Here is a 24342-nt window from a genome sequence, read left to right on the forward strand (position 1 = left end):
AAATTGCAGCTTCTTTTTATTTAGAATTAAAAACATGGACAACATACAACCTTACAAACCAAAGAACCAAGTACGTATTGTTACTGCTGCATCTCTATTTGATGGACACGATGCTGCGATTAACATCATGCGACGCATCATTCAATCAACTGGAGTTGAAGTAATACATTTAGGACACGATAGAAGTGTTGAAGAAGTAGTAAATACAGCAATTCAAGAAGATGCAAATGCCATTGCGATGACTTCTTATCAAGGAGGACACAATGAGTATTTCAAATACATGTATGATTTACTAAATGAAAAAGGTGCTGGTCACATCAAAATTTTTGGTGGTGGTGGTGGAGTAATCTTACCAGAAGAAATCAAAGAATTGATGGATTATGGAATCTGTAGAATTTATTCTCCAGACGACGGTCGTCAAATGGGACTTCAAGGTATGATTAACGATATGATTGAAAAATGTGATTTTGCTACAGGAGAAAATATCCAAGCAACTTTCGAAGGAATTCAATCAAAAGATCCAAAAATTTTAGCAGAAACTATTTCAGCAGCAGAAAATTTCCCAGAAAAATACGAGGAATTCTTAAATGAAGTTCGCAAACAAGGAGAAGAATCTAAGATTCCCGTTCTTGGAATTACAGGAACTGGAGGAGCTGGAAAATCTTCTTTAGTAGATGAATTAGTTCGTCGTTATTTAAATGATTTCGAAAATCAAGATATCGCAATTATCTCTGTGGATCCATCGAAAAGAAAAACTGGTGGAGCTTTATTAGGAGATAGAATTCGTATGAACGCAATTAAAAACAATCGAGTTTATATGCGTTCTTTAGCAACTCGTCAGTCAAACTTAGCTTTATCTAAACACGTAAATGATGCTTTAGATATTTTAAAAGTGGCTAATTTTGATTTAATCATTTTAGAAACTTCTGGAATTGGACAATCAGATACAGAAATTTTAGATCACTCAGATGTTTCTCTTTATGTGATGACTCCTGAATATGGAGCTGCAACACAGTTAGAGAAAATTGATATGATTGATTTTGCTGATGTAATTGCTTTAAACAAATTTGATAAAAGAGGAGCTTTAGATGCAATTCGTGATGTAAAAAAACAATACATGCGTAATCACAATCTTTGGGATATCCCGATGGATCAAATGCCTGTTTATGGAACAATCGCTTCGCAGTTCAATGATCCTGGAGCAAATACTTTATACAGAGTTTTAATCGATAAATTAAACGAAAAGACAAATGCAAATTTTGAAAGTTCTTTCGAAATTACGGATGCAATGTCTGAGAAACAATTTATCATTCCACCAAGCAGAACACGTTATTTATCTGAAATTACAGAAAACAACAAAGCTTATAACAAATGGTCTGTAGAACAAAAAGAAGTAGGACAAAAACTTTATGGAATCTACAAGACAATTGAAACAGTTGCTGGAACTAAAATTGAATTGACAAAATTTGGAGTTAATGAAGAAGAAATTTTAGAAAATGCAACAGAAGATAACAAGCAATTCTTAGAATTATTATTAAAAGAATTCGCTAGAATCAAAATGGATTTAAATCCGCACAACTGGGAATTAATCCAAAACTGGGAAGCAACTGTAAAACGTTATAAAGACCCTATTTATACTTTTAAAGTAAGAGATAAGGAAATTAACATTAAAACACATACAGAATCACTTTCTCACACACAAATTCCAAAAGTAGCCTTACCAAAATACGAATCTTGGGGAGATGTACTTTATTGGAGATTACAAGAAAACGTTCCTGGAGAATTCCCTTATACTTCTGGTTTATTCCCATTTAAAAGAACTGGAGAAGATCCAACAAGAATGTTTGCAGGAGAAGGTGGACCAGAGCGTACAAACAAACGTTTCCACTATGTAAGTTTAGGAATGCCAGCAAAACGTCTTTCTACTGCTTTTGATAGTGTAACTTTATATGGAAATGATCCAGATTTAAGACCAGATATTTACGGAAAAATCGGAAATGCAGGAGTTTCTATTTGTTGTTTAGATGATGCTAAAAAATTATTTTCAGGATTCAATTTAGCACACCCGATGACTTCTGTAAGTTTAACAATTAACGGACCTGCTCCGATGTTGTTAGGATTCTTCTTAAATACAGCAATTGACCAACAATGTGAGCTTTACATTAAGGAAAATGGTTTAGAAAAAGAAGTTTCTAAGAAAATCGAAAAAATCTTCAAAGAAAGTGGAACAAAACGTCCAGAATACCAAGGAGATTTACCAGAAGGAAACGATGGTTTAGGATTATTCTTATTAGGAGTAACAGGAGATCAAGTTTTACCAAAAGATGTTTACGAAGAAATCAGATTACGTACTTTAACACAAGTTCGTGGAACAGTTCAGGCAGATATTTTAAAAGAAGATCAAGCACAAAACACTTGTATTTTCTCAACAGAATTTGCTTTACGTATGATGGGAGACGTTCAGGATTATTTTATCCAAAAGAATGTGCGTAACTTCTACTCTGTTTCGATTTCTGGTTATCACATCGCAGAAGCAGGAGCAAATCCAATTACGCAGTTAGCATTAACTTTAGCAAACGGATTTACTTATGTTGAGTATTATTTATCAAGAGGAATGGATATCAATAAATTTGGTCCAAACCTTTCTTTCTTCTTCTCAAACGGAATTGACCCAGAATATGCAGTAATCGGTAGAGTTGCTCGTAAGATTTGGTCAAAAGCGATGAAGATGAAATATAAAGCGAATTCAAGAGCGCAAATGTTGAAATATCACATTCAAACTTCTGGTCGTTCGCTTCACGCACAAGAAATTGATTTCAACGATATCCGTACAACACTTCAAGCACTTTATGCAATTTATGATAACTGTAATTCTTTACATACAAATGCGTATGACGAAGCAATTACAACTCCAACAGAAGAGTCCGTTCGTAGAGCAATGGCAATTCAGTTGATTATCAACAAAGAATTAGGTTTAGCGAAAAACGAAAACCCAATTCAAGGAGCATTTATCATTGAAGAATTAACGGATTTAGTAGAAGAAGCTGTGTATGCTGAATTCGATAGAATTACAGAGCGTGGTGGAGTTCTTGGTGCAATGGAAACAATGTATCAGAGAGGAAAAATCCAAGAAGAAAGTTTATACTATGAAACTTTAAAACACAATGGAGATTTCCCAATTATTGGTGTGAATACTTTCTTAAGTAAAAATGGTTCGCCAACTGTTACACCTGCTGAGGTAATTCGTGCAACGGAAGAAGAAAAACAATATCAAATTTCGATGTTAGAGAATCTTCACAAGTTAAATGAAGAAAATGTAAAAGTAGAATTAGAGAAAATCAAAGAAGCTGCTATTAACAATGAAAACTTATTCGAGATGTTAATGGAAGCAACAAAACGTTGTTCTTTAGGTCAAATTACAGATACTTTATTTAAAGTTGGAGGACAATATCGTAGAAATATGTAATTATTATCTTTTTATAAAAAACAAAAAAGCGTAAGATGAATTTCTTACGCTTTTTTTATCACTAATTTTTATAATAAAAACCTTAATCCTTTCTTGTCAAAGGATATAACTCTTGCTTGATAAAATTATCTGGAAATTTCTCATCATTTTCAAATCCAATTTCAATATCTTTTCCAGAATGTGGCAAATGAAATGTTTTAAAAATCACATCCCAAATACTTAAACTAATTCCAAAATTAATTCCATCTTGTTTTTCTTTAGGTAATTCTTTTGCATGATGCCAAATATGAACTTCTGCACTATTTAAAATATATTTCAATGGACCAAGTGGTAATCGGAAATTTGCATGATTTAAATGTCCGATAATTATCGTAATAAAATGAACAATAATTACATCTTTTGCATCAAATCCACCGATGATTGCAAGTGGAATATAAAGTAATGATTTATATACAAATGTTTCTGCCCAATGATAGCGTAAATGCGCAGCAAATCCCATCTCTTTTACAGAATGATGTACTTTATGGAAATTCCATAAAAACGGAACTTTATGCAATAAAACATGCGTACACCATTGTACAAAATCAGTCACTAAAAAGAAAATTAATAATCCTATAGCTTTTGGTAAATTATCAACATCAAAAAGTTGAAAAGAATTAACACTTAAACCTATGACATTTAAAATATTTTTGAAAAAATGCTCAATTGTATTTGAAAGGGCAACAAAAATAATTAGGTTAAAGAGAAAGAAATTAAAAAACATATAAAAAGTATCTAACCAAAAATCTTTTCGGAAGATTCCTTGTTTTTTACGCCATGGAAATACAATTTCTAAAAGCCAAACTGCAATAGAAATTATAATTAAAGCATAAAAATAGTTTTGAATTGAGGGAGATGAAATTTCGTGAACTAAATAATTAAAATAGTTCCCAAATGAATTTTTAAAAACGGAAAAGTAGGATTCTAGGGTATATTCCATAATCGTCATATATAAAAAAAGTAGAGATGCATTTTGAAACACATCTCTACTCAACATTAACTGTTATCTATCATGTTTCATTATATCTACAAAATCTGATAATTATTGTGTATTTACTGTAGATTTTTTAATAACATGTTAGATTAGTCGGAAAAGGAAAACATTCCTAACAACATCCTCCTCCGTCATAATGATATGTCGATTCCGAAATATAAATATCGTCTCTATTTAAGTCTGCTAAAGCTCCAGCAGTTTTATCACAAATTGCTAAAGGTTGGTTTTGCATCATCACGTGTCCTTTTTTATCATCGAAGAAATCTTCGTTTCCAAAATAAATTGCAGATTTCCCAGTGAAAACACAAGCTCCATCTTCCTGAATCGGATCTTTAATTGCACAAACTTCTACACTTTCAATCATGATATTTTCATCTGTATCATAATGATTTGTATCTAAAATTCTATACGGACGTTTTGCACGGACTTCAATAGTTCCAAATCCTACATCTGTCAACATTTTGATATAATCTTTTAAAGGAATAGAACCACTTAAACACAATGCTCTCAAACGATCATCATTTCTTAAATTTTCTGGCATATCTTGATCACAAATTGGATCTGATAATACCAATCTTCCATGTGGTTTTAACACACGATACATTTCTTTAAGAGCTTTCTTTAAATCGTCTAATTTAAAAATATTGAAAAGACAGTTTTGAGCTGCAACATCAATACTTTCATCTTCTACTGGTAAGTTTAAAGCATCTCCTTTTTTTAAGTCTACAAAATCAGACTTAAACCAAGGATTTAATTCTTCTGCTTCTTTAAAATTTTTCTTTGAAGCATCTAACATTTCATCGACAATGTCAATTCCTGTTACACCTCCTTTTTGTCTTGAGAAATAAGAGAATTGTAATAATTCCATTCCTCCACCTACTCCAACATATAGAATTTTCGGATTGTTTACTAAATCTCTTGGATTTACAGTGCTTCCACATCCGTAATTCATTTCTAACATAATTTTTGGAATTTCTAATTCAGGAAATTTCCAAACTGGAGTTGTCGTACAACATAAACCAACATCTGGGGTTAATGCTGCTTTCTTATATAAATCTTCTGTTGCGTCTAAATATGACATGACTAAAGTGTTTTAATTAATTGAGAAAAAAGCGTAATCATTTTTGGCTCTGCTTTCTCTGCTAAAGCTAAAATTTCTGGAATATTAATCGGTTGTAAATTATCTGGATCACAAGAATCTGTCAATACAGAAATCGCTACACATGGAAGTTCCACATGATTTGCAGCAATCACTTCAGGAACTGTGGACATTCCAACAGCATCCGCACCAATTACTTTTAAATATCTATATTCTGCTCGTGTTTCCAAATGAGGCCCAATCACAGCTGCATAAACTCCTTCATGAAGTGTAATATCATTTTCTACTGCAATCTGCTTTAATTTTTCATTCATTTCTTTGTTATATGGCGCTGACATATCTACAAATGGATTTCCTAAAGTTTTTACTTCTGTTCCAAGTAAAGGTGATCCTCCTTGTAAATTAATATGATCATCCAATAACATCAATGAACCTTTTTCATAATTTAAATTAATCGCTCCTGCTGCATTTGAAATCAACAACTTCTGAACTCCTAATTTTTTAAAAACTCGTATTGGAAAAACAACTTGATTCAAAGAATATCCTTCATATAGGTGATATCTTCCTTGCATCACCAAAACTTTCTTCCCTTCTAAAGTTCCGAAAAGTAATTTTCCATGATGAAATTCCATTGTTGATTCAGGAAAATTCGGAATCTCATCATAATCAATACTAATTTCTATATCTATTTTTTCAACTAGTTTTCCTAAACCAGTTCCTAAAACAATTCCTATTACTGGATTCAAAATATTCTTTGATTCCAAAAATTCAACTGTTTCATTTATTTGTGTTATCATCGTTTTCTTTTTTGGGCGTTCCCTTCTCCTTCGACTCCGCTCAGGTATAAGGTCGGGCTTTCCGCTATATCTTTTTTGCTAATGCAACTAAATGAAGAAAAGCAAAAAAGGATGCCGCTGCAATCCCTAACGCAAATTTATTTTTAGATTATTTCACAAAACCCAATTTCTCTAATACTTCATCAGAAGATTTCATCAAATCTTCCTCCGTATCAATATCATTTAAAGTTTCAATCGTATCGAAAGATAAATTTCTTTCTTGAATATCTTTTACAGTATCTGGAAATACTGATTCTGTACTCCATTCTTTATGATCAAAAACAAAAGTTTGATCTTTTTGCATTCCTAAAAGATAATATCCTCCATCTTCTGCTGGACCAATAACTACATCATTCGAACTCAATTTTTCAAAAGCCTCTTTCAAATGATTTTCTGTTATTGCAAACATATCACTTCCGATAATCACAATATTTTCATACCCTTCCGCAAAACCATTTAAAAAAGCATTTTTCATTCGAATTCCTAAATCTGCTCCTTCTTGAACATATTTCTTAAATCCTGCTTTCCAAAGATCATTTTCTCCAATTTCATTCGAATAATAGACATGTTTTTCCACATCTAAATCTTTTGTAATCTTATGTGTATAATCTAACAAAGCTTTGTACACAGTCAAAGCTCGTTCATCTCCAATTGTTCTTGCCAATCGTGTTTTTACTTTTCCTAATTCAGGATTTTTCGTAAAAATTATTAAAAGGTTTTTAGTGCTCATAAATCTTTATTCCTTTTTGTAACCACGAACTCCACTCTTTTGAAAATGTATGTACTTTATCTGTATCTGTTCCTTTATCAGAAACAAGTGGAAGTTCAAAATTACTCCATTCAAAAATTCCACCTTTTAAATTAAAAACATTCTCATATCCCAATGCCATTATTTTTTCTCCAATATGTTCACTTCGAATTCCCAAACTGCAATAGATCACGATTTTCTTACCTGTTATCTGTAAATCTTCGGGTAAATCTTCTTTTGTAAACGTATCATAGTCTACAAAATAAGCTCCTTCAATATGACTAACTTTAAATTCTTTCAATGACCTTGCATCAATCAATATCACTGAATCAGTCATTTTATGCAATTCATTCACTGTAATTAAAGGAACCGATTTTTTCAACTCTTTGTTTAAAAATCTATCTAATTTTTTGTTTTGCGCTTGCATACAAAAAGCAGTAAAAAATAAAAGAATCAGGACATAAAAATGCTTCATATAATACTAATTTAAATATACATTCATTCTTTTTTTAAGAGAAATAATTTATTAAACAGTTGTTCCTTGACAACTAGAACCTGCTCCAGCCGTACAACCATAACAATGTTGCGAAATAATTATCTCTCTATTTTGTAAACTTTCTAAATCGAAATCTTTTAAATGTTGTGATTTAGCATTTACTTTTAATCCAAGTATTTGATTAAAATCGCAATCAAACAAATAACCATCCCAACTAATAGAAAGTGTATTTTTACACATTACACCATCCACTGCAATAGGATTATAAGCTTCCACTAAAGCTTCCATATAATCTTCATAATTATCTGAAGCAATTAAATATTCTAAAAATCTAGAAACAGGAAGATTTGTTATTGCGAATAAACTATTAAAATCAATATCAAAATCATTTTTTAAAGCTTTTTTGAAATCACTTTCTAAATCACTTTGATTTGCTGGAAGAAAAGCACCTGCTGGATTGTAAACTAAATCTAGTTTTAATCCAGTTCCTTCTTTTCCATACCCAACTTCATTCAACATTTGCAATGCTTGAATTGATTTTTGAAATACACCATTTCCTCTTTGTTTATCCGTTTTATTTCTCTTATAAAAAGGTAAAGAAGAAACTACATGTACATTATATTTCTTAAAAAATTCTGGTAAATCGTGGTATTTCTTATTAGCTAAAATAATTGTCAAATTTGAACGAACGATAAAATCTTCCACTCCAATTTTTGCAGCTTCTTCTACAAACCAACGAAAATTTGGATTCATTTCAGGAGCTCCACCTGTTAAATCTAATGTTTTCGCTCCGCTTGCTTTTAGTACGTCCAAACAAAGTTGCATTGTTTCTTTTGTCATGATTTCTTTACGATCTGGACCAGCGTCCACATGACAATGTGAGCAAACTTGATTACACATATAACCAACATTAACTTGGAAAATATCCAGTTTTGTTGGCTTTAAAGGAAATCTATTTGTTTTTTCTAAAGATTCTTTAAATGTTGGTAATTCTCCATTTCCAAAAATTCCATTGCTTAAAACATGCAATTGATTTTCTGGTTGAGATAAATCGTTTTTTCTAGCTAATAAAGATTTTGTTGTCATAAAAATTACATACTCAATTTTTCAACCTTATTCATCATCTGTACACCGTGCACTAAACTTGCTCCTCCACGAATTGCAGCAGCAACATGCAAAGCCTCCATCATTTCTTCCTTTTCAATTCCTCTTTGTAATCCGTCTTTTGTGTAAGCATCAATACAATAAGGACATTGAACTGTATGTGCAACAGCAAGTGCAATCAATGATTTTTCTCTTGCTGTTAAACTTCCTTCTTCAAATACTTTCCCATAATATTCAAAAAATTTCTCTCCTAGTTCCTCACTCCATTCTGTGATTTTTCCAAACTTTTTTAAATCTTTTGGATCGTAATATGTCTTTTGCATTTTAATTTAGTTTTATTTAATTAATAAGAATTTTCTGTTATAATAAATTACAGCTGTAAAATATTACTTTCCATTCAAATTCCAATTATATTGTAGATAAGAAATAGAAGCATTCGAATTTAATTTCGTGTTGCTATACTTATTAATGTAATCTACAAGTGTACCATTCTTCGTGAAATCTCCTTTAAACCAGTTAAATATTTCAGAAAGTTGTGCTTTATTTGTTGCAATTCTATTTCTCTTAGAATCATTGATGAAAAGCTTCATTAATTTCTCTAAACTAGAATTTACATTTTTCTCTGTAAAAGCATAATTTGCTAATTGTGGACAAGAATAAGAAGCACAATTTACTCCAACATGAATTCTTGGATCATCAAACTTCTTTCTTAAAATTTCGTGTTCAATTTGGTTTAATGTATATGTTTTTCCACCAACTTTTGCAAAAGGAATTTCCCAAGCATTTTTTCCATTTTCTTTAATTTCAGTAATGCTATTTAAAGGATAATTATCTAAAATAAGTTTCACAGTATATGCATTATAAGCATTGATCCAAAAAGCTTTCTCTTTGTCAGCTGACCAATTATTAGGAGAAGTTTTCGTTAAATAAGTAATATATACATCTAATTTTTGTGGTGATTTTTTCCAACTTTTATAATCAACATTTCCAGAATTACTTACATATTTTTGTAATTCTCCATTCCACACAGAAGTTTGTGCGTTTGCTTCTGACAACATCATTGTAAGAAAAGCTACTATAAGAATTCTCAGTTTCATACTTGTATAATTTTATGGTTATAAAATACTTCTTGACATTAAGACGTAAAAAAAAACAAGAGTTTACAAGTTTTTTTTACAATATTAGAAGTTAATGATTTTCTAAGAATATAATTCTATATTGAAGTTGATTTTAATATAGTTTTAGCTTAGAGATAGAAGTGAAAAGCTTTTTCATTTTTTAAAAATAGAAAATCTTAGCAAACGGAGGCGATTGGCAATGAGCCCAAGGATTGCTTAGAATTTCTTTTTAAATAATAAAAAACTTGTAACGAAAAGCTCGTCCCGCAGGGAAGCACAAAAAAAGACTGCATAAATACAGTCTTTCTATTATTATTTATAATATTTAATAATTTTATTTATTCTTTTCCTGATAAAAAAACAGATAGTTGAGCGAAATCGAAACTAGCTTTTATTTGCTAATTGTCCACAAGCTGCATCAATATCTTTTCCTCGACTTCTTCGAACATTTACAACAATATCATTCATTTCTAAAATACTGATATAATCAGTCAATGCTTTTTGAGAAGCTTGCTGAAATTCGCCATCGTCAATTGGATTGTATTCAATCAAATTCACTTTACAAGGAATATATTTACAAAACTTTACCAAAGCTTCAATATCTTCACGTTTGTCGTTGATTCCTTTCCAGACAACGTATTCATAAGTAACTTTTCGTTTTGTTTTTGCATACCAATATTCCAAAGCTTCACGAAGTTCAGTCAATGGAAATTTTTTCGTGAAAGGCATGATTTTATTTCTTGTTTCTTCAATTGCAGAATGTAGGGAAACTGCAAGATTGAATTTCACTTCATCATCTGCCATTTTACGAATCATTTTTGTCACACCTGAAGTAGAAACCGTAATTCTTTTAGGTGACATTCCAAGACCTTCTGGAGAAGTAATTTTTTCAATAGATTTCAGAACATTGTTATAATTCATCAATGGCTCTCCCATTCCCATATAAACAATATTTGACAATTTTCTGTTGTAATAAAGAAGACTTTCTTGATTGATTGCAGAAACTTGATCGAAAATTTCATCTGCATTTAGATTTCGCATACGTTTTAAACGTGCAGTTGCACAGAAATTACAATCCAAACTACAACCAACTTGACTAGAAACACAAGCTGTTGTTCTTGTATCTGTAGGAATTAAAACAGATTCTACAACCAAGCCATCGTGTAATTTCACAGCATTTTTCACTGTTCCATCATTACTTCTTTGCATTTGATCCACACGAATATGATTAATCACAAAGTTATCTTCCAGCATTTGTCTAGTTGCTTTTGAAATATTTGTCATATCCTCAAAAGAGTGTGCAGATTTGCTCCAAAGCCATTCGTAAACTTGGTTTCCTCTAAAAGCTTTATCTCCATTCTCTACAAAAAAATCACGTAATTGCTCTTTTGTTAAAGCTCGTATGTCTTTCTTCTTATTAGTCAAAATCTATTTTGTTTTTGGGCTGCAAAGATACAAATAATTAAAATCATAAAAAAAGAAGCTAGTATTAGCTCCTTTTCTATTGTAATTATTTTAATTTATTCTGTTTTATTTTTTCAGAACTTCTCTAGCTTTTTCTAAACTTAAAAAATGGTAAAATGATTTTGTAATTGCATCTTCTATAGATTTCTTTGTGGCATTATTCCAATAATCATCTGTAAATTCATCTGATTTTATTGTAAATCGATTCGAATATAATATTTCATCTTTTTCATTTAATATTGACCAATTAATAACTAAATCAGTTGTAAAATATCTGTGTTTCCATTTATTTTGTTGTTCAATAGAATTAATTTCCAAATCAATTATTTCAGAAGATATTTTCAAGGAATTTTGAGTTTCATCTTTATTTTTTGTTTTAAAATTATGAATCCTTAAAAGCTTTTCTACAATATCATAAAAAACATAAAAATCAAAACCAGCTTTTCCTTGTCTAATATTAGACTCTTTAATTGTACCTCTTTTAGCTTTCAAATAATTTTTCTCTGTAAACTCGTTTACTTTAAATAAATCATTAGGAAGAGATAATTTAACTTTAGAAATTTTTAAAAATACTTCATCATCATTTCTAAACTTTTTTTCAACATAAAAATCTTGAGAAATCCTCAAACTTTTATCGTAAATAAAAGATTTTGGCCCCGTATCTAAAAGTGGTGGAATAAAAGCTAAAGCCCCTCCTGGAATACAAGATAAAATATACAAAGGATGTTTACTTGATTGTTTATGAATTGTATAAAAATCCTTAAAACCTTCTCTTTCAATTCTAATTTGCTTTACCTTTCCGTCTTTTAATAATTTTGATTTTACAATCTCGCCTTCTCCTACTTTATCTCCGTCAACATAAATTTTTGCATCTTTTTTTCCAGATTTAATATTTACATCTTGATATTGTTTTGATAAAATAGTTGCACAATTAGTAAGTGATAAAGTCAAAAAAAATAATAGAAAGCATTTTGTTGTAATAAGTATTTTTCTTTTCATAGAATTTTAATTTTAAACAATATTTTTGAAATTCTTAATAACAAAAATATTGCCAAAAGAGATATTTAAAAAAGGGTTGAAGTAAATTCTTCAACCCATCTTTGTTTAATGTTTTTTATTTTTATTAAAATTATCTATTCCTTCTCTTAACCAATCTTTATATTCATCAATATCTGGATTGTAAGCTGAAGGTTCATTTAGTTTTTCTTCTTCTAAATCTACAAGAACATAATATGGTTGTGCATTAGTTTTATATTTTTCTACTTGCATTTCACTCCATTTTTGTCCAATATAACGATAAGGTTCACCGGTTATTTTTGAAATTTCTCCATTTGCACTCTTTCTCTCATCAACATATAATGAAATTAAAACTATTTCATTATTCAATATTTTCAAAATTTGTTCGTCAGACCAAACATTTGCTTCCATTTTTCGACAATTGACACAAGCATGACCTGTAAAATCAATTAAAATTGGCTTATTAACTTTTTTCGCATATGTAACCCCTTTATCATAATCTGTAAATGAAGGAATATCATGAGGTCCATATTTTGCTCCTTCAGGTAAAGCTTGAAATGAAGCTGTTCCACCTATTTGTTTTTTCATAAAGCCAACTCCATAAGGTGATTCACTATATTTCATTGGAGGCAAAAATGCTGATACTAATTTTACTGGTGCTCCCCATAACCCTGGAGTTATATACACTGTAAATGATAGTGTTAATAATCCTAACATTAATCTTCCTACTGAAATATGATGTAATGGAGAATCATGTGGTAATTGGATTTTTCCAAATAAATATAAGGTTAATGCTCCAAAAATTGCAATCCAAATAGCGATAAATACTTCTCTTTCTAAAAAATGTAATTGTAAAACTATATCTGCATTTGATAAGAATTTAAAAGCTAAAGCAAGCTCTAAAAATCCTAAAACAACTTTTACAGTATTTAACCATCCCCCAGATTTTGGTAAAGAATTCATCCAACCTGGGAATGCTGCAAATAAAGAGAAAGGTAAAGCTAAAGCAAGAGAAAATCCAAACATTCCTACAGCTGGAGCAATTCCACCTTTGGATGCAGATTCTACTAATAAAGTTCCTACAATTGGTCCAGTGCATGAAAAAGAAACAATAGCGAGTGCTAGAGCCATAAAAATAATACCTATAATCCCACCTCTGTCAGCTTTTGAATCCATTTTATTTGCCCAAGACTGTGGTAACATAATTTCAAAAGCTCCTAGAAATGATGCAGCAAAAACAATTAATATAATGAAGAAAATTAAATTAAACCATTCATTTGTTGAAAGTTCATTTAAAAATTTAGCATCAAAAATCCATGTAACAACAAGTCCTAAAACCATATAAATTACAATAATTGCTATTCCATAAAAAATTGCTTTCTTTATTCCTTCTGCTTTTGTTTTGCTTTGTTTTGTAAAGAAACTTACAGTCATCGGAATCATTGGGAAAACACAAGGTGTTAATAATGCTGCAAATCCTGCTAAGAAACTTAAAATAAAGATTGTCCATAAATCTTTTTGTTTCTTTTTCTTTACAGCAGATTTTCCTTTCTTTTCATTTTTATCTTGATCTTCCTTTACAATAATTTCAGAAGCATTCTCTAATTTTTCTCCAGCTTTTCCTTGAAGAGAAAAAGTTAATTCTTTATAAGTCGGAGGTGTACAGCGACCATCATCACAAGCCATGTATTCAACTTCCGTCTTGATATCTACTTTAGCATCCGTTAAAAGTCTTATTTTTTGTTTAAAAACAGCTTCATTTTCAAAATAAACAAGTTCCATTTCAAATTGTTTATCTAAAACTGCATGCCCTTTAGGTTCTATTGGTTTTCCAATAAGTTGAAAAGTATTTAAAGAATCTTTTAAAAGAAAATTCGTCGGAATTGGTCCTCCAACAGGAATATTTTGAGAATATAAATGCCAACCTTTATCAATTTTTGCTGTTGAAACTAAATAAAAATCTGAATCATTGATTTTCTCAACAGAAGTTGACCATTTTACTGGATCTAAAATTTCTGATTTTTTTTCTTCTTTAGTTTCAGATTGAAAAATATTTGTTTGTGCTTCAATTTTATCTGTTGTCGCTTTTTTTCCTTTTACTTTAAAAACTAGATCTTTAAAAGTTGGAGGCAAACAACGAGAATCATCACAAACCATATATTCTACTTCAGCTTTGATGGTAATTTCTTCATCTGTAAGAAGTTTTATTTTTTGTTTAAAAACAACCTCTTTTTCGAAATAAACAACTTCCATATTGAATTGCTTATCGAAAACTTTATGCCCTTTTGGCTCTGTTGGTGTTCCAACTACTTCAAAATGATTATTCTCAGATTTAAAATAAAAAGTAGTAGGAATTGGTCCAAATTCAGGAACTTTTTGTGAATACAAATGCCATCCTTTTTCCAATTTAGCAGTTGCAACCAGAAAATATTCTGAATCCGAAATCTTTTCAATGGAAGTTTTCCATTTTACGGGGTCATGAATTTGAGCTTTACTCGTGATTGTAAAGAGTAAAACGACAAACAAGCTTAAAATTTTTCTCATTTGTTAAGTTTAATTTTTAAGAAATTGGTAGTTAATTTAGTGGTTTGGAATCGACGATCCATACGTTTTCCAACAATCCAAACAATAGCTTCATCAGAACATAAAACGTATGTTCTTTCTTTTTCGAGAATAGAGAATTTCTCATCTTTAAAGTATTTGCTGAGTTTCTTCTTTCCACCCATACCAATAGGGCAAAAATAGTCTCCTTCTTTCCATAGTCTTAGGGTTAATGGAAATTTTAACAAATCTTTATCAACAAGAATTTCTTGAGGGGTATTTATTAGTTTCTTTTCTGAAAAAGTGTCAATTATTAGTCGTATTGGAAAATCGATACTGACATCTGATTCCGAGATTAATATAATTGGGTTAGGTGTTTCCTGTTCTTTTTGTATTGAAATTAAAAGTAAATATTCTCTGTCTTTAATTAATCGATGTGTTTTTGAAAAAATTTGTTTTCCAGATTGTGCAGTTAATAAATCAAAAACATCGTCCCAAGAAGTAAATCCAAACTCTTTTAATAAATAATATAAGTAAGATTTTACATTAGAAATAGAAAGTAATTTTTGAATTTCAATTTTAATATAATCGTCTTCATATTCAAATGTTTCTTTCTTTAAATTTTCAATTTCATTTAAAATAATATGTTCGCTATTATTCAAATGATCTATTGTATTTTGAAAAGAATCTAAAAGATTTGGGTTTAATTCTTTTAAAATTGGTACAATTTGGTGTCTAATTTTATTTCGAAAATATTTCGTAGAAGCATTGCTTTTATCTTCTCGCCATTCTATTTTATTTTCCTTTGCATATTTCAAAATTTCCTCTCTTGAAAAAGGTAATAATGGACGCACAATATTTTCATTTATTTCAGGAATTCCAGTTAAACCTTCTAATCCTGTTCCTCTTGTAAAATTAATCAAAAATGTTTCCAAAACATCATCTAAATGATGTGCGGTTAAGATATAAGAAAACTCTTCGCTTTCTGCAATTTCTTGAAACCAATTATATCGCAATTCTCTTGCAGCCATCTGGATAGATAACTGTTTTTCTTTAGCGTACTTTTCTGTTTCAAATGATTGAATATAAATTGGAATTTGTAATTCAGATGCTACATTTTTAATAAAATTTTCATCCTCATCACTCTCTTTTCCTCTTAATTGAAAGTTACAATGTGCAATAGAAATATCTAGTTTTAAATTATGCAATAAATACAGCATAACAATACTATCTACTCCACCAGAAATTGCTAATAGTAATTTTTTATTCAATAAAAAAGGTAAATCTTTAAGAATATGTAAATCTAACCGTGATAACATCTATATTTTTTTACTCGTTTGTAAATATATAAAAATCAAGTTAAAATACTAATTTATGTTAAAAGAATATTAATATATGATAAAATATTAATATTCTTTCATTTTTGATATAAATAAGAAATCTTCTTTTTATTTTATAATTCATAAAAAATTTCTTAAAAAATGAAAAAAATATAGATTCTATTTTAAAAAATAGTTTTTAGCCTCTTTTTCAAAAGCATCCAATTTTCAGAAAATAAATAGCATTTTTTTACTCTACAATTTTTTATAAAAAATCGAGTCCAATAAATTATTGAACTCGACAAACTGTTTGTGTTTAACCTTCAAAAAAATCAAAAAATATTTAAAAATATTGTCCTAATCCTATCACTAATCCATTCGAAGAATTTCTAGTGACTCCGTAGCCATAATCAATTCTTATGACTGCGTTATAAATTCGTTTATGTAAAAAACGTAATCCAATTCCTGGATATACATTTACTTTATTTGCTCTTAAAAAGTTAGAAATATCCTCTCCAGGTTGTCTAATTAAACCTGTGTCGACAAATCCAACCCCTTGAATTCCTAACCAATCATTTTCGTATAATGTATGTCGGTATTCATTATTTAAAATTACAGTCGCAGTTCCACGATCAATTCTATCACCAATTCCACGAATATTAATATGGTTATCCAAAGCAAAAGGTGCAAAAGGCGAATCGTTATTTGTTGCTAAACCAACTCGAAAACGAAAAGCTAAATTCCCTTTTTCTTTTACTCTTTTATAATATTTGACATCATTCCATCCAATCAAGAAATCATCCGCAACTCCTTCTGCTGTTTTTACAGATTGGAAATAAAAACTATTTGCAATTCCATCAACATAGAAGAAATGTTGTTTTACATTATTATATTCATAATTAAATTTCAACAACCATTTATCAATATTTAAAGTCAAAGGCTTATCTGTAATTTCATCTGCTCCTTCTACATGGTTATATCTTTCATTAAAAAAAGTTCCACCAACTGAAAAAGTATTTTTAAAATCTAATTCATAAAAACCTAATAATTCAATGGAACGATTTTGATAAGTATAGGTAGCTTCGATATCATTTGGTCCGAAATAAAGTGGTTCATCAGAAGTCCAATTCATATGATTTAATTCAACTCCAAATCGAGAACCAAATAGGAAAGGAATTTTCAAATTTACTCCATAAGAATTATGTGTATTATATTGATAAAATCCACCCAAAGTGATATTTCTTCCTAAAAGATTGTATTCATAAGCTCCAACTTTAAACCAAAGTTCATCGGAAACTGTCCATAAATTAATATCAGGAAGAATCGTGAAATTTTCTTGAAAATGATATGTTACTACATCATCTTTCACTTGAAAATAAACATGAGCAAAAGATGGTAATCGACGTAAACGATCTATATCTTTATTTAAGATTAAAGAATCTAATGGTTCTCCTTCTTTCACTTTAATAATAGACTTCACAAAAGATGGTTTGGTTTTATCCAATCCTTCAAATTCTATTTTTTTAATAATTTTCTCTTGTGCAAAACCAATTGTTGTAAAAAGAACTGCAACAAAAATGATAAGTTTTGATTTCATAATTATGGCATAAATTCTTTTTGAATTACAGTATTTACCCAATTATCTTCGCTTACTCCCATCATCGTAAAGTTGTAGGATTCTCCGGATTCTAGTTCGGGAGGCGTACGATGATGGACAGAAAGCGAAACGTTAGTAAAATCAAGGTAAGTAAACATTGGATCGTAAGTATAAGTTCCTGAAAGTAAATCTCCGTTTAATTTAGAAATTACTTCAAAAAACACAAAACTATTATCATGAACAGAAGCGCTCCACTCAAAAGTTGGTCTTAAATCTGCATTTTGTGTAATATTTACTTCTGAAATCCAATTTGTTGGTTGCGTGTTATGTTTCAAATAAATCGGATTCGAAGTATAAAACTTATCTCCTACTTCAAAAGTTACGATTACCCAAGTCTCATTTTCTTTCGCTCTTACAAACCTTTTTAAATGTCCATTAAAAACATCTTCTAAAGGGAAAGAGCTAAATTCTTTATAGTTTGCTAAATTATTTTTATCGTCTTGAATTGAAGTTGTTTCAAAATATTTAAAATTCGTAGCACCTTCAATTGGATAAAAGAAAACCCAAGAAGTTTCTTGTTGTTCTTTTGCAGAAGCTGCGCAAGCAATTACATTGTATGCATCAATTTCAGCAAAATTTTCTGCATATTTATCTAGGGTCAATGTTGTTGTTGCTGTATCATCATCGTTAGAACACGAAATGAAAAAGATGGTACAACAAAAAATAATTAATTTGGTTAAAAATCTAGTTTTCATATTGCTCTTTTAAAATTTCTTCGGCTGGTTTATTTTGAACTGTAAATCGATTATCTGTTTCTCCATTTACATTTTCATCATTTTGATGCCATTTCCAAATAAATCCTCCAGCAAACCATTCTTCTTCCCAGAAAGTTTCAAACACTGCTTTTAAAGCATTAATTTGTGCTTGATGGTTTATTGGCTGATCTGCATGACTAGCATCCCAAGGCTCTTTTGTATTAAAATCAATATTTCTATATCCAAATTCTGTAAACAAAATCTTCTTTTGAATCGTTTCAGATTTGGTTTGTAATTTAGTTTTAATTGCTTGCCAAGCAGTTTTTAGAGCTTCTAACTCTGGCGTGTGTGCATCCGAAAGTGGGAAATAAGCATTTACTCCGATGAAATCTAAATCTTCATAAAAACTCACATGTTCATATTCATCCCAGTTTGCTGCATAAGTTAATTTTCCAGAATATACTTCTTTAATTTTCGGAATTAATTGTTTCCAAAACATTGGTCTTTCAACAGAAAATTTTTTCATTTCTGTTCCGATAGCAAACATTTCAAGATTATATCTTTCTGCTATGATAGCATAAGTTAAAATGAAATTTTCATAATTTGTCTCAAAAATTTGCCATTTTTCTTCCGAATTATAAGAAATATCTCCTGTAAAAGATCCTGGAATCCAAATTTGTGGTTTTAATAAAACTTGGATGTTTTTTTGATGAAACAGCTTTGAAATTTCTCGGATTCCTTCTTCTGTTTCTCCCCACCAAACTTGTCCTGGCTCAGTATTGTAAAAAATAGATGTTGCTTCTAAGTTTTGCATAAAACCAAAAGGAATTAAAGCAGACCAATTGGCATTTACGTCTTCAACATGTACAACATCTTCTGGATCAATCACCTCGTTAATAGCCTCAAAGCTAATCCCATTTACAGGATTAACTTTTGTGGCTACGGGGGATGATAAACCAACCTCGTCTTTATTACAAGACTTGGTAAAAAAACTTGTTATTAATACTATCCAAATAATTTTAAAGTTCATCTTTTAAAATTTATTTAGATAAGATATATCTTAATCCTAGGTTAAATGTTTGTCCTAATCCACTTGCTTTTCCTCTTAAGAATTTAGAATAAGAAGTTTCTACATTTAAAGAAGGTGTAACTTGGAATTTTGCTCCAAATCCAGCTGATGTATAATTTTGAGAGAATTCATTTCCTAAATCAATTAACTCATAATGTTGTCCATTTACATAAACTGTAATAATATCAGATGGGAAATAACTTAAGAAAGCACTTACAGGAACTCCTAAACTATTATTTGCAAATCCTTCTCCTTTTTCTCCGAAGTTATATGCGAAATCAATTTCTCCAAAGAATTGGAATTTATCTGCTCCAAAAGAATAATCATAATAGAATCTTGTTTCCCAAACATAACTTTTCTTGTCTAAGAAAACACCATCTTTTAATTCATTTTCCACTAAAGGAATAAAGAAAGAAGATTGGAAAGAGAAATTTGAAACATTTTTGAAAGGTTGAATTTTAATCGAAGGCGCAATAGAAGTCAATCCGAAAGCAGAAACATTTGGATCATTTTTATATTTGAAAACGCTAGTTGCACTTTCTCCACCTTGAGAATTCGATTTAATATTTGCAATAAGACCCACGTTAATTCTAGAGTTTTTAGAAATACCAGTATAAACTTCTAAAGTAGTTGTAAAGAAATTTGAACGCTCTACATCTTGAACATCTCCATCTTCATTTGCAGCTTTCGTCTGCGTATATAAGTTGTTGAAGATTTTAAAATCCCATTGTCCTTTCTTTAATAATTTTGAAGGTGTAAATACCTGAATATTTGAACCTTCAGCAGTTTCACCACCTAAAATAGAAGAACCAGCTTGATCATTTAATTTCCAGTTATATTTATAATATTTTACTTTATAATCTTCTGGAATTTGATTCTTTCTATACTGATTAACGTATTGGATTAATGTTTTACCTGTGTTTGTAAAATCCTTTGTATACCAAACCATAATTTGAGACATTTCTACTGTATTTTCAGCAGGTTTTACTCTTAAAAATTCTGGATTGTTTAAAGCTAATTTTGTTTGCTTGTCCATTTGCTTATCTAAAATTTCTGGACGATATGCAAAATCAGTAATTGGAGGACAGCTAATTGCTCCACAAACTAATACAAAGTGAAAACGTGGATCCTCGAAATTTCCTCTTAACAATTTGTTCTCTAAATCATTAAGAGTAATCTTTTTTCCTCCTAAATTCATTTTATTCGACTTGAAAAAACCACCTACATCTAAAGGAGAATTTATTGGGTAATTATCTGCAATTTGTTTAATCACACCTAAATTGTACACATTGATCCAAAATGCTTTATATTCATTTGCATTTGACTTTGGTACAGTAATTTCATTCGAAAGTTCTATCAACTCATCTAAACTTTTCGTATTTTTAGATAACCCTTTATAATCAACAAACCCATCTGTCACATATTTTTTAAAAAAGGTATCCGATTTATCTAAAAACGAATTAAGTTTTGTCGTCTGTGCGTATGATGTAATCGTAGTAAATACAATAACAACAACTAGTAAGATTTTTTTATTCATAAATCACAATAATTTACCGTTAAAATTGAAAAGATAACAAGCACTAAGTCGAAACAAGAATTAAGTTACTTACAAAAATTTTTATTTTTTTTTTGAAACATCTGTAATCAACAACCATTTTTTACTACTAAACCGAAGTAATTGAACAAAAAAGGTATTTAAAATTTTTATCGAAATATGAAGCATGTAGTTATAATAGGAAATGGAATTTCGGGGGTAACAACTGCGAGGCACGTTCGAAAAATGAGTGATCAAAAAATTACGATTATTTCAGATGAAACAGATTATTTCTTTTCTAGAACAGCCTTAATGTATGTTTATATGGGGCATATGCCTTTCAAAAACACACAACCTTACGAAAATTGGTTTTGGGAGAAAAACAGAATCAATTTAATAAAAAATAGAGTAGAAAAAATCGACACAGATTCAAAAAAATTGCTTCTGAAAAACGGTGAAGAAATTACGTATGACAAATTAGTTCTTGCAACTGGATCTAAACCAAATAAATTCGGTTGGAAAGGTCAAGATTTAGATGGAGTTTCTGGAATGTATTCTAAACAAGATTTAGATGCTATAGAAAAATACACAAAAAACATCAAAAGAGCTGTAATTGTTGGAGGTGGTTTAATTGGAATTGAACTTGCAGAAATGCTAATTTCAAGAGAGATTCCTGTTACTTTTTTAGTGAGAGAAACAAGTTTTTGGAACAATGTTTTACCAAAACAAGACTCTCAACTGATTACAAATCATGTAAAAAGTCATCATGTTGATTTAAAATTAGATACAGAACTTCGAGAAATTATTCCAGATGAAAATGGAAGAGTAAAAGCAGTTCTTACGAGCAAAGGAGAAACAATCGATTGTCAGTTTGTTGGATTGACAGCTGGAGTTTCGCCAAATATTGACTTTGTTCGTGATTCTAAAATTGAATGTAATAGAGGAATTTTAATCAACAGACATTTAGAAACAAATATTCCTGATGTTTATGCAATTGGAGATTGTGCAGAACAAGAAAACGCAATCGGAAGAAGAAGACCAATTGAGCAAGTTTGGTATACAGGAAGAATGATGGGAGAAACGCTTGCACAAACACTTTGTGGAAATCGTAGACAATACAATCCTGGACATTGGTTTAATTCAGCAAAATTCTTTGATATCGAATATCAAACTTATGGATGGGTTACGGCAAGAATTCAAGAAGATGAACAAGATTATTACTGGGAATCTTCATGTGGTCAAAAAGCAATTCATTTAGTATTTGACAAAAATGATAAATCATTTGTAGGTATTAATACTTTCGGAATTCGATTACGTCATGAAATGTTTGATAGATGGTTAAATGAGAAAAAATCAATCGAACATGTGTTAGAATATTTGAAAGATGCAAACTTTGATCCAGAGTTTTACAAGCAACATGAAGAGGAAATTATCAATGGATTTAATCAAAAATTCAATGCTAATATCCAACCAAAGAAGAAAAGCTGGAAACGCATCTTTACAACTTTTTAAACAAACTCCAACCCAAAAACAACATCATGAAAATTATAAAAAAATTAGGACTAACCCTTTTTATCATTGGTCTTGTTATTTTCACCTCCCTTATTTTTATTGGGAAATATGAATTAACAGAAAGCACTTTTGATTCTTATGTAAAAAGCAGAGGATTTAAAAGTGAATTATTTATCGATGATATTCAGAAAAATGTCGTAGGAAAGACATATTCTAATCAATTTGAATTGTCATCAGATATTACTTCTGCACTTGAAAACGCAAACGAAACTTATAAAAAAGAACAACAATGGGATAAAGTAATTTGGGACAAACCACATTCTTTATCTTATAGTTTAATAAAACCATCAGCAAAAGGAATTGTTGTAGATAATCAAGGTTTATTTTTCTTTCTAACTTTTGGTTTAGGAATTATTGGAGCCTTAATGTTCATTATTCCTGATGTCGTTTTACTTGGTCCTCCAGGAATTAAAAACAATGGAATTTACCAAAGTAAAGCAACAAATAGAGGTTGGATTGGTTACTTGGCTTTTATCTACCTTGTTTCTTTTTATATTTTACTTTATTTCTATGCGGATTACATCGTCAACTTAGTTTATTTAGTAGATCCAATCAGTAAATCATTAAGTGGAAATGCTGCAAGTCAATGGTTTTTATATGGATTTTTATATTGTACTGTGATGGTTGTGATGGGAATTCGAATGTTCATCAAATATCGTCATAACAAATATCAAGTTATTCGAACAGCTTCTGTTTTATTCTTCCAAATTGCTTTTGCATTTTTAATTCCAGAAATTTTAGTTCGTTTTAATATGCCATATTTTGATTTTAAAAATGCTTGGCCATTAGATTATGATTTCTTTTTTGATTGGAATATTAAAAGTTTAATAAACAGTGGAACTTTAGGAATTTTCATGTTAGTTTGGGGAACGATTTTCTCTATCATTATCATTCCTATTGTAGTTTATTTTTATGGAAAAAGATGGTATTGTTCATGGGTTTGTGGATGTGGAGGATTGGCCGAAACTTTAGGAGATCCTTATAGACAACTTTCTGATAAATCGATGAAAGCATGGAAAATTGAAAGATATTTGATTCACTCTGTATTAGTTTTTGCAATTATAATGACTGCAATGACTTTATATACTTATTTCACAGGAGTTGATTCTTTATTTGGAATTAAAACTTATGATTTACAATTCTATTATGGATTTTTAATTGGATCTATTTTCTCAGGAGTAATCGGAACAGGATTCTATCCTGTAATGGGGAACAGAGTTTGGTGTCGTTTTGGTTGTCCACTTGCAGCTTATATGGGAATTGTACAAAGATTCAAATCAAGATTCCGTATTACAACAAATGGTGGACAATGTATTTCATGTGGTAACTGTTCAACTTATTGTGAGCAAGGAATTGATGTAAGAGCTTATGCACAAAAAGGACAAAATATTGTTCGTGCATCTTGTGTAGGATGTGGAGTTTGTTCTGCTGTTTGTCCAAGAGGAGTATTAAAATTAGAAAACGGACCAGAAGAAGGAAGAATCCAAGAAAACCCAACATTACTTGGAAACGATATCGATTTAATGAAAATGTTGAAAGACAAATAATATATATTTCCCCTCTATTACTTCAGA

The 24342-nt window shown here is 30.0% G+C and carries 19 protein-coding genes; 3 read left to right on the forward strand and 16 right to left on the reverse strand.

Going from position 1 to position 24342, the window contains the following annotated elements:
* The first annotated feature begins 34 nt into the window (after positions 1–34).
* The gene (locus tag I1A51_RS02235) at positions 35–3466 is read left to right on the forward strand and encodes a methylmalonyl-CoA mutase family protein (RefSeq protein WP_196890737.1); all 3432 of its coding nucleotides are present in this window, start codon (positions 35–37) and stop codon (positions 3464–3466) included.
* An 82-nt stretch (positions 3467–3548) separates the two neighbouring features.
* On the opposite strand, the gene I1A51_RS02240 is transcribed toward I1A51_RS02235, so the two are convergent.
* The 16 genes from I1A51_RS02240 to I1A51_RS02315 all read right to left on the reverse strand — a co-directional run bounded on the left by I1A51_RS02240 (position 3549) and on the right by I1A51_RS02315 (position 21199).
* Positions 3549–4445, reverse strand: a complete 897-nt coding sequence (locus I1A51_RS02240) for a sterol desaturase family protein (protein ID WP_196890738.1) — start codon at positions 4443–4445, stop codon at positions 3549–3551.
* 166 nt (positions 4446–4611) lie between these two features.
* On the reverse strand, positions 4612–5580 hold the full coding sequence (gene arsM / locus I1A51_RS02245; protein WP_196890739.1) for an arsenosugar biosynthesis arsenite methyltransferase ArsM: 969 nt from the start codon (positions 5578–5580) through the stop codon (positions 4612–4614).
* A 2-nt stretch (positions 5581–5582) separates the two neighbouring features.
* Complete coding sequence (locus tag I1A51_RS02250; RefSeq protein WP_196890740.1) at positions 5583–6395, reverse strand: purine-nucleoside phosphorylase; 813 nt, start codon at positions 6393–6395, stop codon at positions 5583–5585.
* 148 nt (positions 6396–6543) lie between these two features.
* On the reverse strand, positions 6544–7164 hold the full coding sequence (locus I1A51_RS02255) for a TIGR04282 family arsenosugar biosynthesis glycosyltransferase (protein WP_196890741.1): 621 nt from the start codon (positions 7162–7164) through the stop codon (positions 6544–6546).
* Positions 7154–7657: a rhodanese-like domain-containing protein gene (locus I1A51_RS02260; RefSeq protein ID WP_196890742.1), complete on the reverse strand. Its 504-nt coding sequence runs from the start codon at positions 7655–7657 to the stop codon at positions 7154–7156. The genes I1A51_RS02255 and I1A51_RS02260 overlap by 11 nt, the downstream gene beginning before the upstream one ends.
* Before the next feature lie 51 nt (positions 7658–7708).
* On the reverse strand, positions 7709–8764 hold the full coding sequence (gene arsS / locus I1A51_RS02265) for an arsenosugar biosynthesis radical SAM (seleno)protein ArsS (protein WP_196890743.1): 1056 nt from the start codon (positions 8762–8764) through the stop codon (positions 7709–7711).
* A gap of 5 nt (positions 8765–8769) precedes the next feature.
* The gene (locus tag I1A51_RS02270; protein ID WP_196889645.1) at positions 8770–9105 is read right to left on the reverse strand and encodes an arsenosugar biosynthesis-associated peroxidase-like protein; all 336 of its coding nucleotides are present in this window, start codon (positions 9103–9105) and stop codon (positions 8770–8772) included.
* A gap of 63 nt (positions 9106–9168) precedes the next feature.
* A complete protein-coding gene (locus I1A51_RS02275) occupies positions 9169–9879 on the reverse strand; it encodes a DUF547 domain-containing protein (protein WP_196890744.1) in 711 nt (236 codons plus the stop codon).
* Between the two features lie 405 nt (positions 9880–10284).
* Positions 10285–11325: a 23S rRNA (adenine(2503)-C(2))-methyltransferase RlmN gene (gene rlmN, locus I1A51_RS02280; RefSeq protein ID WP_196890745.1), complete on the reverse strand. Its 1041-nt coding sequence runs from the start codon at positions 11323–11325 to the stop codon at positions 10285–10287.
* 105 nt (positions 11326–11430) lie between these two features.
* A complete protein-coding gene (locus tag I1A51_RS02285; RefSeq protein ID WP_196890746.1) occupies positions 11431–12363 on the reverse strand; it encodes a hypothetical protein in 933 nt (310 codons plus the stop codon).
* Between the two features lie 105 nt (positions 12364–12468).
* Positions 12469–14925 (reverse strand): protein-disulfide reductase DsbD domain-containing protein, encoded by a 2457-nt coding sequence (locus tag I1A51_RS02290; RefSeq protein WP_196890747.1) that lies wholly within the window; start codon positions 14923–14925, stop codon positions 12469–12471.
* Positions 14922–16241: a tRNA lysidine(34) synthetase TilS gene (gene tilS, locus I1A51_RS02295; RefSeq protein ID WP_196890753.1), complete on the reverse strand. Its 1320-nt coding sequence runs from the start codon at positions 16239–16241 to the stop codon at positions 14922–14924. Before tilS ends, I1A51_RS02290 begins: the two co-directional genes overlap by 4 nt.
* Positions 16242–16584: 343 nt before the next feature.
* Complete coding sequence (locus I1A51_RS02300) at positions 16585–17838, reverse strand: POTRA domain-containing protein (RefSeq protein WP_196890755.1); 1254 nt, start codon at positions 17836–17838, stop codon at positions 16585–16587.
* Positions 17839–17840: 2 nt separating this feature from the next.
* On the reverse strand, positions 17841–18593 hold the full coding sequence (locus I1A51_RS02305) for a hypothetical protein (RefSeq protein ID WP_196890757.1): 753 nt from the start codon (positions 18591–18593) through the stop codon (positions 17841–17843).
* Positions 18583–19623, reverse strand: a complete 1041-nt coding sequence (locus I1A51_RS02310; RefSeq protein WP_196890758.1) for a glycoside hydrolase family 113 — start codon at positions 19621–19623, stop codon at positions 18583–18585. The genes I1A51_RS02305 and I1A51_RS02310 overlap by 11 nt, the downstream gene beginning before the upstream one ends.
* Before the next feature lie 10 nt (positions 19624–19633).
* Complete coding sequence (locus tag I1A51_RS02315; protein WP_196890760.1) at positions 19634–21199, reverse strand: DUF547 domain-containing protein; 1566 nt, start codon at positions 21197–21199, stop codon at positions 19634–19636.
* A gap of 177 nt (positions 21200–21376) precedes the next feature.
* Here I1A51_RS02315 and I1A51_RS02320 point away from each other — a divergent pair, with 177 nt between their 5' ends.
* Complete coding sequence (locus I1A51_RS02320; protein ID WP_196890762.1) at positions 21377–22708, forward strand: NAD(P)/FAD-dependent oxidoreductase; 1332 nt, start codon at positions 21377–21379, stop codon at positions 22706–22708.
* Between the two features lie 26 nt (positions 22709–22734).
* Complete coding sequence (locus I1A51_RS02325; RefSeq protein ID WP_196890764.1) at positions 22735–24315, forward strand: 4Fe-4S binding protein; 1581 nt, start codon at positions 22735–22737, stop codon at positions 24313–24315.
* The last annotated feature ends 27 nt before the right edge of the window (positions 24316–24342 follow it).

It is taken from the genome of Aureivirga marina (assembly GCF_015767265.1).
Lineage (GTDB): Bacteria > Bacteroidota > Bacteroidia > Flavobacteriales > Flavobacteriaceae > Aureivirga > Aureivirga marina.

Excerpts from the sequence above, each read along its gene's own strand:
- I1A51_RS02285 (WP_196890746.1), bottom strand. The coding sequence starts at position 12,363 with ATGAAAAGAAAAATACTTATTACAACAAAATGCTTTCTATTATTTTTT.
- I1A51_RS02275 (WP_196890744.1), bottom strand. The coding sequence starts at position 9,879 with ATGAAACTGAGAATTCTTATAGTAGCTTTTCTTACAATGATGTTGTCA.
- I1A51_RS02235 (WP_196890737.1), top strand. The coding sequence starts at position 35 with ATGGACAACATACAACCTTACAAACCAAAGAACCAAGTACGTATTGTT.
- I1A51_RS02300 (WP_196890755.1), bottom strand. The coding sequence starts at position 17,838 with ATGAAATCAAAACTTATCATTTTTGTTGCAGTTCTTTTTACAACAATT.
- I1A51_RS02310 (WP_196890758.1), bottom strand. The coding sequence starts at position 19,623 with ATGAACTTTAAAATTATTTGGATAGTATTAATAACAAGTTTTTTTACC.
- arsS (WP_196890743.1), bottom strand. The coding sequence starts at position 8,764 with ATGACAACAAAATCTTTATTAGCTAGAAAAAACGATTTATCTCAACCA.
- arsM (WP_196890739.1), bottom strand. The coding sequence starts at position 5,580 with ATGTCATATTTAGACGCAACAGAAGATTTATATAAGAAAGCAGCATTA.
- I1A51_RS02270 (WP_196889645.1), bottom strand. The coding sequence starts at position 9,105 with ATGCAAAAGACATATTACGATCCAAAAGATTTAAAAAAGTTTGGAAAA.
- I1A51_RS02250 (WP_196890740.1), bottom strand. The coding sequence starts at position 6,395 with ATGATAACACAAATAAATGAAACAGTTGAATTTTTGGAATCAAAGAAT.
- tilS (WP_196890753.1), bottom strand. The coding sequence starts at position 16,241 with ATGTTATCACGGTTAGATTTACATATTCTTAAAGATTTACCTTTTTTA.
- I1A51_RS02260 (WP_196890742.1), bottom strand. The coding sequence starts at position 7,657 with ATGAAGCATTTTTATGTCCTGATTCTTTTATTTTTTACTGCTTTTTGT.
- I1A51_RS02240 (WP_196890738.1), bottom strand. The coding sequence starts at position 4,445 with ATGGAATATACCCTAGAATCCTACTTTTCCGTTTTTAAAAATTCATTT.
- I1A51_RS02325 (WP_196890764.1), top strand. The coding sequence starts at position 22,735 with ATGAAAATTATAAAAAAATTAGGACTAACCCTTTTTATCATTGGTCTT.
- I1A51_RS02255 (WP_196890741.1), bottom strand. The coding sequence starts at position 7,164 with ATGAGCACTAAAAACCTTTTAATAATTTTTACGAAAAATCCTGAATTA.
- I1A51_RS02320 (WP_196890762.1), top strand. The coding sequence starts at position 21,377 with ATGAAGCATGTAGTTATAATAGGAAATGGAATTTCGGGGGTAACAACT.
- I1A51_RS02305 (WP_196890757.1), bottom strand. The coding sequence starts at position 18,593 with ATGAAAACTAGATTTTTAACCAAATTAATTATTTTTTGTTGTACCATC.
- I1A51_RS02290 (WP_196890747.1), bottom strand. The coding sequence starts at position 14,925 with ATGAGAAAAATTTTAAGCTTGTTTGTCGTTTTACTCTTTACAATCACG.
- I1A51_RS02315 (WP_196890760.1), bottom strand. The coding sequence starts at position 21,199 with ATGAATAAAAAAATCTTACTAGTTGTTGTTATTGTATTTACTACGATT.